This window comes from Thermoflexus sp., assembly GCF_042408365.1.
Taxonomy (GTDB): Bacteria; Chloroflexota; Anaerolineae; order Thermoflexales; family Thermoflexaceae; genus Thermoflexus.
In genome coordinates, this window is sequence record NZ_JBHOQJ010000061.1 from 1 (window position 1) to 8752 (window position 8752).

General features: G+C 62.0%; 9 protein-coding genes, 1 tRNA gene and 1 pseudogene. 2 read left to right on the plus strand and 9 right to left on the minus strand.

Annotation, left to right across the window (positions count from 1 at the left end; translation table 11 throughout):
* Nucleotides 1-177 precede the first annotated feature (177 nt).
* The 8 genes and pseudogenes from ACFMO5_RS02635 to ACFMO5_RS02670 all read right to left on the minus strand — a co-directional run bounded on the left by ACFMO5_RS02635 (nucleotide 178) and on the right by ACFMO5_RS02670 (nucleotide 5665).
* Nucleotides 178-249: transfer RNA gene (locus ACFMO5_RS02635), tRNA-Gln, on the minus strand.
* A 137-nt stretch (nucleotides 250-386) separates the two neighbouring features.
* Nucleotides 387-878 carry a copper chaperone PCu(A)C gene (locus ACFMO5_RS02640; protein ID WP_376791222.1) on the minus strand — a complete coding sequence of 164 codons (492 nt, stop codon included), beginning with the start codon at nucleotides 876-878 and terminating at the stop codon, nucleotides 387-389.
* Nucleotides 879-1069: 191 nt separating this feature from the next.
* Nucleotides 1070-1729, minus strand: coding sequence for an SCO family protein (locus ACFMO5_RS02645; RefSeq protein WP_376791223.1), 660 nt, complete (start codon nucleotides 1727-1729; stop codon nucleotides 1070-1072).
* 354 nt (nucleotides 1730-2083) lie between these two features.
* On the minus strand, nucleotides 2084-3733 hold the full coding sequence (locus ACFMO5_RS02650; RefSeq protein WP_376791224.1) for a b(o/a)3-type cytochrome-c oxidase subunit 1: 1650 nt from the start codon (nucleotides 3731-3733) through the stop codon (nucleotides 2084-2086).
* Between the two features lie 78 nt (nucleotides 3734-3811).
* Nucleotides 3812-4183: pseudogene (locus ACFMO5_RS02655) on the minus strand (CBS domain-containing protein); the annotation flags it as partial.
* A 30-nt stretch (nucleotides 4184-4213) separates the two neighbouring features.
* Nucleotides 4214-4729: a cytochrome c oxidase subunit II gene (locus tag ACFMO5_RS02660; RefSeq protein ID WP_376791225.1), complete on the minus strand. Its 516-nt coding sequence runs from the start codon at nucleotides 4727-4729 to the stop codon at nucleotides 4214-4216.
* Nucleotides 4730-4908: 179 nt separating this feature from the next.
* Nucleotides 4909-5034 carry a hypothetical protein gene (locus tag ACFMO5_RS02665; protein ID WP_376791226.1) on the minus strand — a complete coding sequence of 42 codons (126 nt, stop codon included), beginning with the start codon at nucleotides 5032-5034 and terminating at the stop codon, nucleotides 4909-4911.
* A gap of 130 nt (nucleotides 5035-5164) precedes the next feature.
* Nucleotides 5165-5665, minus strand: a complete 501-nt coding sequence (locus ACFMO5_RS02670) for an RrF2 family transcriptional regulator (RefSeq protein ID WP_376791227.1) — start codon at nucleotides 5663-5665, stop codon at nucleotides 5165-5167.
* A gap of 299 nt (nucleotides 5666-5964) precedes the next feature.
* On the opposite strand from ACFMO5_RS02670, the gene ACFMO5_RS02675 reads away from it, so the two are divergent.
* Both ACFMO5_RS02675 and ACFMO5_RS02680 read left to right on the plus strand, forming a co-directional pair.
* The gene (locus ACFMO5_RS02675) at nucleotides 5965-6429 is read left to right on the plus strand and encodes a Fur family transcriptional regulator (protein WP_376791228.1); all 465 of its coding nucleotides are present in this window, start codon (nucleotides 5965-5967) and stop codon (nucleotides 6427-6429) included.
* A 3-nt stretch (nucleotides 6430-6432) separates the two neighbouring features.
* Nucleotides 6433-8379: a heavy metal translocating P-type ATPase gene (locus ACFMO5_RS02680; protein ID WP_376791229.1), complete on the plus strand. Its 1947-nt coding sequence runs from the start codon at nucleotides 6433-6435 to the stop codon at nucleotides 8377-8379.
* On the opposite strand, the gene ACFMO5_RS02685 is transcribed toward ACFMO5_RS02680, so the two are convergent.
* Nucleotides 8324-8752, minus strand: a 429-nt coding sequence (locus ACFMO5_RS02685) for a hypothetical protein (RefSeq protein WP_376791230.1), incomplete at its 5' end; no start/stop codon positions are given. The two genes, ACFMO5_RS02680 and ACFMO5_RS02685, sit on opposite strands and share 56 nt — an antisense overlap.

Below are 8752 nucleotides of genomic sequence, written 5' to 3' on the forward strand. Positions count from 1 at the left end.
CCCGCGCGGCAAAGCCGCGCGGGGAGGGAGGAAAGGGGGGTGGGGCGATTCCCTTCACCACGTAGTCCTTCGAATCTTCAACATTTGGAGCTTGCCACTCCTGAGAGGAGGAACTACCAACCCGAGAATGGGTTCCCATTAATAAAAAAGGCCCGGCCGCTCAGGCCGGGCCCGGGTCTGGGGAGGGAGGACTCGAACCTCCACCCTCGGCTCCAAAGGCCGGTGTCCTGCCCCTTAGACGACTCCCCACCGCTTTCAATTATAGCATGCCAGCAGGTGAGGAGCCAGAAGGCATCTTACCTGATTAGAGCGCACGGGACGCCTTTAGGGGCCCTGTGCGCTTCTCAGCGGCTCCAAATGCTCCACGGGCGGGTCCCCCCGCGGTCTCACGGCTGCTTTGGCATCTCCTTGACCGGAACGGAGAGACGGAGCTCCCCACTTTTCTCGAAGCGAAGGGTCACGGTGAACGTATCCCCAGCCTTCAGATCCTGTTTCAATCCGATCAACATCACGTGAAGGCCGCGAGGTCGGAATTCCACCCGCCCTTTTGCGGGGATCTCAACCCGGGGGACCGGCCGCATTTTCGCCACATCGCCTTCCATCACAGTCTCATGGAATTCCACCTTTTCCGCCACATCGGAGGCCGCGCCGACCAGGGCGTCGGGCTGATCGCCGTTGTTCACCACGACGAAATAGACCGCGCTGGTGCCCTCGCCTCCGTGCCCCATCCCCTGGCTCATCCCCATCGCCCCAGGCCGAGCCCATGGGTCCTGGATCTGAATCTGGGGGCCTGTGGCGGCCGGAGCAGCGCATGCGGCGATCAAAGCCCCCAAGAGAAACAGAAACCTCAACATCTTCGTGGGATGCGAACCAAGCATCTGAACACCTCCGAGAGAAGGTGGGGATTGCGCAACGGGCAGGGCTTTTCAATGTTCTAACATTGGCGAGGTACTGCTTTAAATCTTGGGGTTTTCTGGGGCTGGGCCATCCCTTGCTTTACCGTTGTGCCGTCTTTGTTAGAACTTTGAGAAGCCCTGTGCGTATCCCTAAAACCCACGCGGACAAGGCCCTAAGATGCCGGACGCTCCCGCAACAGGCGACGGATCTTTTCCATCGCCTCGTTCAGATCGGTGCGGCTTCCAGGGAGGAGCGCTCGAACCCGCCCTTGGCGATCCACTAGGAAAATCCGGTCGGTGTGGTTGATGAAATAGGTGGTTTGGGCCTCTGATGCGGCCGGCGTCCCGCTCCTCGGTGTCCCGTTAATGACATATACCCGCTCCGTGTAGATCCCCAGTACGTCGGTGAGGTGTCGGATCGTTGAGGGATCGCCAGTGAGGAAAACCCAATTGCGGAAGTCCACCTTGCGCACTTGGGCATAATGGCGCAGCACCTCCGGCGTATCCCGCTCCGGATCGAAAGTAATGGTGACGAAGAAGACCTCGTCGGACAATCCCTCCGCGGCGACCTGTTGCTGGATCTCCATCATGCGGGCGGTGATCATCGGGCAGATATCGGGGCAGTGGGTGTAGACCATCCCCAGAACCACGACCTTCCCCCGGGTCTGGCCAAGCCAGAACGTGTTCCCTTCCTGATCCGTAAGCGGCCAATCCGGGACGGTCATATAAACCGGCAGCGATTCCGCCCGGGCGTCCAGGGCGATCTTCACCGCACCTGCCGCGGCGACAAAGAGCAAACCGATTCCCACCCCCAGCCAGAACCAGCGTGGCATCTTCCATAACCTCCTGGTGTTTTTGTCATGCTTTGCGAGCACTTTTTCCTTGTGTTTTGAAGTATGCACTTGGGAAGATCTGCGACCTTTCTGCGCTTTCTCCTCTCTCCTCGCAGCCCTGTGGGCTGCGAGGAGAGAGGAGAAAGAATCCTCCAAGGGCTGGGGGCCGCCTTCGGCCGCCCCCCAGCCCCTAAAACCCCCAGGGAGACTGCGTAAAAACGTGTTCGGCCGTATCCAGCAATCAAGTCTGGAAAAAGCGCTAGGGGCCGGCTGTTCGCGGACGGCCGGCCCACACTTTATGCCTTCGCGAGAGAGCGGTAGGGCCATCCTGGGGAGATCCCGGGGTCCCGACCTCTACCGAATCGGCGCGGGGTTCGAAGGCAGGAACCCGTAGGCCGAGAACGGGGAGGTCTGGAGGACCTGGGTCAGCACCGGCGTATACGAGATCACGATCAAAACGGCCGCCACCGCCAGCCATACCCGCCAGCGCTCAAAAGCCGGCGGCGCATCGGCGGCGGTGTGCAGGGCCTCGGCGATCGGCACCTCCGCTTGGGCCGGTTGTCGGGAGAACCACAAGGTCATCGCCATATTGAGCAGGAACAGCATTCCCGCGATGAACATCAGGGTCCCGCCGATCGCGGCCATGATCAGGAAAGGCATCCACTCCGGCAGCAGATACGGCGAGAAGCCCAGGTTCGTCCGCCGCGGCTCCCCTTCCAACCCACCGCGCATCATCCCCACAGCGAAGATCATCACGCCGATGAACCACAGATACATGTTCGCCAGGGCCACTTTGCGGCTCCACAGGGCGCGGCCGGTCAAGTAGGGGACCATCCAGGTGGCCATGGCCATAAAGGTCAGCGTGACGGCGGTGCCCACCGTCAAGTGCAGGTGGCCGGGCACCCATGAGGTGTTGTGAACCACCAGGTTCACGTTATAGGAGGCGTTCACAATGCCGCTGATCCCCCCGAAAGCAAAGGCGATCATGGAAAGTGTGGCGCCGGCGAAGGCCGGCTCGCCCCAGGGGAGCCGGAGGATCCAGTCGATCAGCCCCCGACCGCCCCGTTGTCGCCCCGCGTATTCCAGGGAGGCCATCAGGTTGAAGGCGGTCAGCAAGCTGGGGATCGTCACAATGAAGGTTCCGAAGGCGTGAACCAGTTTCCACTCCTGACCGATCGCCGGGTCGGTGTATTGATGATGGACCCCAATGGGCGTGGAGAAAAGCAACAGCATCAGGAAGGCGAGGCGGGCCATCGGGTCGCTGTACAATTTGCCGCCGGCCAGCCGGGGGACCATCGTATACCAGGCCACGTAGGCAGGCAGCAACCAGAAATAGACCAGGGGATGCCCGAAGTACCAGAAGAGCGTGCGGGCCAGCATCGGGTTGGTTTGCTTGACCAGGCCCAGGGACCAGGGGAGCAGGAGGAAGAGGACCTCAATGGCCACGCCCAGGGTGGCGATATACCACAAGACGAAAACCACGATGGAACCGAAGGTCATGAGGGGGGTGCGTTGACCGGGGTTTTCCCGCCGCCAGGCCACATACGTCAGGATCAGGTTGGCCCCGCTGATCCACGAGCCAACGATTAACAGGGTCGCTCCCAAGTAGAAAGCCGGATGGGCCATCAACGGGGGATAGAATGTGTAGAGGACATTCGCCTGGCGGGTCAGGATCGCGTAGCCCGCCGCCGCCACCCCGATCGTCATCAGCCCGAAGCCGGTCCAGCCCAAGCTCAGGCTGTAGAGCGGACGGCCGAGGGAGGCGCGGACGGCAACGGCCAGCAGCGCCACGATGTTGAAGGTGGTCCACACCAGGGCGTTCAACACCCCGTGAAATGTTAAGCCTTGATAGTAGTCATACCAAGGCATCGGCGGCAACAACTTGGCCCGGCTGAGGACCTGAAGCAGGCCGTAGAAGATCCCAATGGCGATCGCGATGTAGGCGATGTAAAGATGCCAGCGGATCAACCGCTTCTCGCTCTCGGAAATCGCGATAGCTCCCATAGCGACCCCCTTTTTAGACCTTGCGTAGATAGCACGATGAGCCCCAAACGAATACTGCCATGCGAAGCCCGCTTAAAGGGCTTTGCGGATGATATCGGTCACTGAGATCACGCCCAGCAGCCGCTCGCGGATCACTGGCGCGCGCCGGATCCCGGTCAGCGCGAAGAGGCGGGCTACATTCTCCACCGATAGATCCGGATTGACCACGATGCAGGGCTTGGTCATGATCTCGCGGACCAGCACCGACTGCGGGCTGAGGCCTTGGGCGACGACTTTGTAGATGATGTCCGTCTCGGTGACAATGCCGTAAGCATCCTCCTCGTTCATCCGCTCCACGATCAGCGCGCGCAGGCCCTTTTCCTTCATCAACGCGATGGCCTCCGCCACCGTGGCGGAGGGCTCGATGGTCACTACCTCCGTCGTCATAATGTCTTTGGCCTTCAATCCCATGGCGCACCCCCTGAAAGAGCGATCGAGTGTTTAGCGCGCCCAGCAGGTCGCAGCCGAGGCGAAGGCCCGAGCAAGGTTCGGGCTTGGTTCCCCGGCGACGCGGGGCTCCACAATCACCTTGGCGGACATCGCGTGATGGCCTAGCCCACAATATTCGTGGCAGACGATGAGGTACTCCCCGGGCTGGTCGAAACGGGCCTGGGCCCGGTTCACCACCCCGGGCACGGCCATCATGTTCACATTGGTGTTCAAGATCTTAAAGCCGTGTTGGACATCCTTGGAGGTGAGGTTGAACGTTACGGTGGAGCCTGCGGGGATCCGGATCTCTCGGGGATTGAACAACCACATCTGGGCAACCACATTCACCACATACTGGCCCGGGGCAACTTCCACCACAGCGGGTTGATCGAAGGGGGGGATGTCGGTGACGCAGGTGGGCACACGGATCCCCAGGCCGAAGGCGCCGATGACGATCGCGACGAAGAAAGCGGTCATCAACAAGCCGGCGCCGAAGATGGCTACGCGTTCAAAGGGATCCCGAATCATATGGACCTCCCGATTGTCTTAATGGATGGATGGTGCTTCCCCGGGCATACGGTGGAAGGGGCGGATGGCCCTTCCCCTCCCCACAGCCCAAAGGGTTGTGGGGAGAGAGGAGAAAAAATTCCTTGGGGGCCGCGAAGACGGCCCAAAGGCCCCTAAGGACCATAAAACCTCTTCCAGCATTAGAAGGCCGTCATCCCGCGTGGGAGCAGGATGGTCAGATACAGACCGAACCACATGGCAGCAAACAGAAGGATCATCGCAAGGAACAGAAGCAAAGCCGCGCGGGGTTGGAAGGTTTCATGCATTTCCGCACCTCCTTGTGCGGTGAATCGCAAGCCCCGACACGCAATCGCCCTCAAACTCCTAAGCGCAACGATGCATCCACTTTCGCGATTCCGCCGAGGGAGCAGCCGTCGGAAGCTGTCTTTCCACCGCTCACTTGATCTTAGATACCTGAACGGTCGCTGGTTCCTGGTTCAATGAGGCGCTCGCTCCATTCATCCCGTTGCGCGATTGCATCATTCGGATCTGCAGGCTCCGCTTCGCGACTTCGGCGAAGGTGGTCGAACCGAGGAGCTGCTCCAGATAGGCCTGGGCTTGAGCCCAAATCGGGTGGATTGCGCAAAAGCTCGAGCGGGGGCAGAGATGGGGTTCGCGGGAACAGCGATTCAGGCGGATCGGCCCCTCCATGGCCTCCAGGACTTCCAGCAGGGTGATGGATTCAGGCGGCCGGGCCAACCGCACCCCACCCCGTCGACCTCGACTGGCCTCAACGAAGCCGGCCGCACAAAGATCCCGGATGATCTTTTGCAGGAACGCATAAGGGATCGCTTGTCGCCGTGCGATATCCCGAGCCCGCGCCCGCATCCCTGAAGGCAACATCGCCAGGTCCAGGATCACCCGCAGCGCATAATCGGCCCGCCGGCTGATCTCCATTGGGATCTCCAAGGGAAATTTAGATATTATGGACCCAGATGGTCCACTTTGGAAAATAGGCCTTCGACGCCTTGGCCGCTAGTGTCGTTATTCATATATCTGCTATGACGGTGCTCATATGAGTTGTGAAATTTGCAACGGCTTCGCCGCCGTAACGAGGATCTCCGCCCTCTCGAAGATCAAGGGACCGCATGCGTGTTGAAAGCGATCGGCCCTGGTGGGGAAGCGGCTTGACAAAACCCGGCTTTTGGAGTAGCATCTGTTTTGGATAATGATTCTCTAGAGATAGGAGTTATCCAATGTATCGGCGTTCGGAGCGCTTGAAGGCAATGCTGAAAGGTCTGCGGGAGTCTGGGTTGCGGTTGACCCCCCAGCGGGTGGCCGTCTGTGAGGTCTTGGCGGCGAGCCGTAGCCATCCGACCGCCTATGAGATCTACCGGCGCCTTCGCCGGCGTTTCCCCACCCTCAGCCTGGCCACGGTTTACAAGACCCTGGACGTCCTGGTGCGGCTGGGTTTGGTGAGCGCGTTGGGGGACGCTGGGGATGGGATGGTGCATTACGACGGGGACACTGATCCCCATATCAACCTGGTCTGTCTTTCCTGTCACCGGGTGCAGGATCTGGAGAGCATGGATGTCGGGGATTTGTATCAGCAGGTGGTGGCCCGCTCCGGTTATGCCCTGCGGGGAGCCCGCCTGGTCTACTACGGCCTTTGCCCGGAATGTCAACGGAAGACCCAAGCGACCGCCGCGGAGGTGAACTGAGCAATGGGGGAGGGGATCCGACGTTTCGTCCTGGAGGAGCGCCGGCTGGAGTTCCCCTTCGTGGGGTTGACCCTCACAGCGCTGGCCGGGGGGATGCTCTCGCGTTGGGCGATCCCCGGGATGGAAGGAGCCTTCTGGATCGCCGCCTATTTCTTTGGAGGCTTCTATGGCGTGCTGGATGGCGCCCGCGCGTTACGCGAAGGACGTCTGGATGTCAATCTGCTGATGCTGCTCTCGGCGCTGGGGGCCGCTCTCATCGGGCACGCGGAAGAGGGAGGGACGTTGTTGTTCCTCTTCTCGCTTTCGAACGCTCTGCAGACCCTGGCCCTGGAGCGGACCCGCCAAGCCATCCGGGGGCTTCTGAAGCTCCGTCCCTCCACGGCTCGACGCCTCCGTGGGACGACGGAGGAAACGATCCCGGTCGAAGCGATCGAAGTGGGGGATCACCTCTTGATCCGGCCGGGCGAACGGATTCCAGCCGATGGGGTGGTGGTGGCGGGCTTTTCCGCGGTGGACGAGTCGTTGCTCACCGGGGAATCCATACCAGCCCCGAAGGGGCCAGGCGATTCGGTTTTTGAGGGCACGCTGAACAGTTACGGGGCGCTGGAAATTCAAGTCACCCGCCCGACCTCCGATACCATGTTGGCGCGGATCATCCATCTGGTGGAGGAGGCGCAGGCGCAGCGGGCTCGCACCCAACAGGCCATCGATCGGTTTGAACAGCGCTATGCGTGGGCTGTTCTGGCTGGGGCTGCCCTCACGTTGATCCTCCCCTGGCTGTGGGGGGAAGCCCTGGAGCGGGCCTTCTATCGGGCGATGACCCTGCTGGTGGTCGCCTCGCCGTGTGCCCTGGTGATCAGCACTCCAGCCGCGTTCCTTTCGGCGATCGCCGCCGGAGCTCGACGGGGGATCCTGTTTAAAGGAGGGATGGCCCTGGAGCGTCTGGCCCGGGTCCGGGTCGTGGCGATGGATAAAACGGGGACCCTCACGGAGAATCGGGTGGCGGTGCAGGCGGTCCGCGCGCTGGATGGCACCGGCCCCGATTCGGTCCTGGCCCTGGCGGCGGCGGTGGAAGCCCGTTCCGAACATCCGATCGCCCGGGCGATTGTGGAGGAGGCTCGGGCGCGGGGCCTGGCGTTGCAGGAGATCCGGGAGGTCGAGGCCCGTCCTGGGTTAGGGGTCATTGGCTTTGCCAACGCCCATCGGATCTGGGTGGGTTCCCCCCGCTTGTTCCAGCAGGAAGGCATTCCTATTCCTTCTGAGGTGAGTGTCTTGCTGGAGAAGGTTCAACACGCGGGTCGGACGGCTCTGCTGGTTTACGATGGGCAGTGGCATGGGATTATTGAGGTGGCGGACCGGGTTCGAGCGGAGGCTCCTGAGGCCGTGCGCGCATTGCGCCGCATGGGGATCGAGGTGGTCATGCTGACGGGGGATCACCCAGCGGTCGCCCGTGCCGTGGCCCAGGCGGTGGGGATCGAGCATGTGGAGGCCGGGTTATTGCCCGAGGAGAAACTGGAGCGCATTCAGGCCATGGCCCGAACCTTGGGGCCGGTGGCGATGGTAGGGGATGGGATGAACGACGCGCCAGCCCTGGCGGCGGCCTCAGCCGGGATCGCAATGGGGAAAATGGGAAGCGATACGGCCATTGAGACGGCCGATGTGGTGTTGCTTCAAGAAGACCTCCGCCGGGTCGCTGAAGCCATCGCTATGGCCCGCGCCGCGATGCGCACCGTGTGGCAGAACCTGGCCTTGGCCAGCGGGGTGATCGCCCTGCTGGTCGCGCTCACCTTCGGCCTGGGGATCCCCCTACCGCTGGCGGTCGTGGGTCATGAGGGGAGCACGCTGCTGGTGGTGCTCAATGGCTTAAGGCTCCTTCGATGGAAATATCCGGTTTCTACGGGCAGCGCCAATCCCGCTGGAGTATCCCCTCACCGGGGGACCAGCGGATGATGCGCCAGCCAGCTCCCTGGACGGCCAGCCGGTAGATTTCGCGGGGGTAGGTGACCACCCGCTCGACGGTCACGCTCTGGCCTGGCGGACAAACCATGCTGGCCTGATAGATCCAGGTCTCCTCCGTTTGCACTTCGATGAGATCGGGGCCAGGGCGCGCGGCGGGAGCGCATGAGCGGATTTCCCATTCGATGGTTTGAATCGTCGCCCGGATGGCCTGGGCCGCCTGTCGCAGGCGATCCCCCTGTCGTCGAGCCTCCAGGGCGGCGTCCCCCCATGCGGTGGCCAGCTCCTCAAGGGTTCCCTGACCCTGGATATAGGCTTCTTGAGCGGCGTTCGCCCGTTCAATGGTTTGCAGCACCCCCGGTTCGCA

What these genes read in the sequence shown, in the direction of transcription:
- ACFMO5_RS02680 (WP_376791229.1), top strand. Translation starts at nt 6,433, where the DNA reads ATGGGGGAGGGGATCCGACGTTTCGTCCTGGAGGAGCGCCGGCTGGAG.
- ACFMO5_RS02645 (WP_376791223.1), bottom strand. Translation starts at nt 1,729, where the DNA reads ATGCCACGCTGGTTCTGGCTGGGGGTGGGAATCGGTTTGCTCTTTGTC.
- ACFMO5_RS02665 (WP_376791226.1), bottom strand. Translation starts at nt 5,034, where the DNA reads ATGCATGAAACCTTCCAACCCCGCGCGGCTTTGCTTCTGTTCCTTGCG.
- ACFMO5_RS02670 (WP_376791227.1), bottom strand. Translation starts at nt 5,665, where the DNA reads ATGGAGATCAGCCGGCGGGCCGATTATGCGCTGCGGGTGATCCTGGAC.
- ACFMO5_RS02675 (WP_376791228.1), top strand. Translation starts at nt 5,965, where the DNA reads ATGTATCGGCGTTCGGAGCGCTTGAAGGCAATGCTGAAAGGTCTGCGG.
- ACFMO5_RS02640 (WP_376791222.1), bottom strand. Translation starts at nt 878, where the DNA reads ATGCTTGGTTCGCATCCCACGAAGATGTTGAGGTTTCTGTTTCTCTTG.
- ACFMO5_RS02650 (WP_376791224.1), bottom strand. Translation starts at nt 3,733, where the DNA reads ATGGGAGCTATCGCGATTTCCGAGAGCGAGAAGCGGTTGATCCGCTGG.
- ACFMO5_RS02660 (WP_376791225.1), bottom strand. Translation starts at nt 4,729, where the DNA reads ATGATTCGGGATCCCTTTGAACGCGTAGCCATCTTCGGCGCCGGCTTG.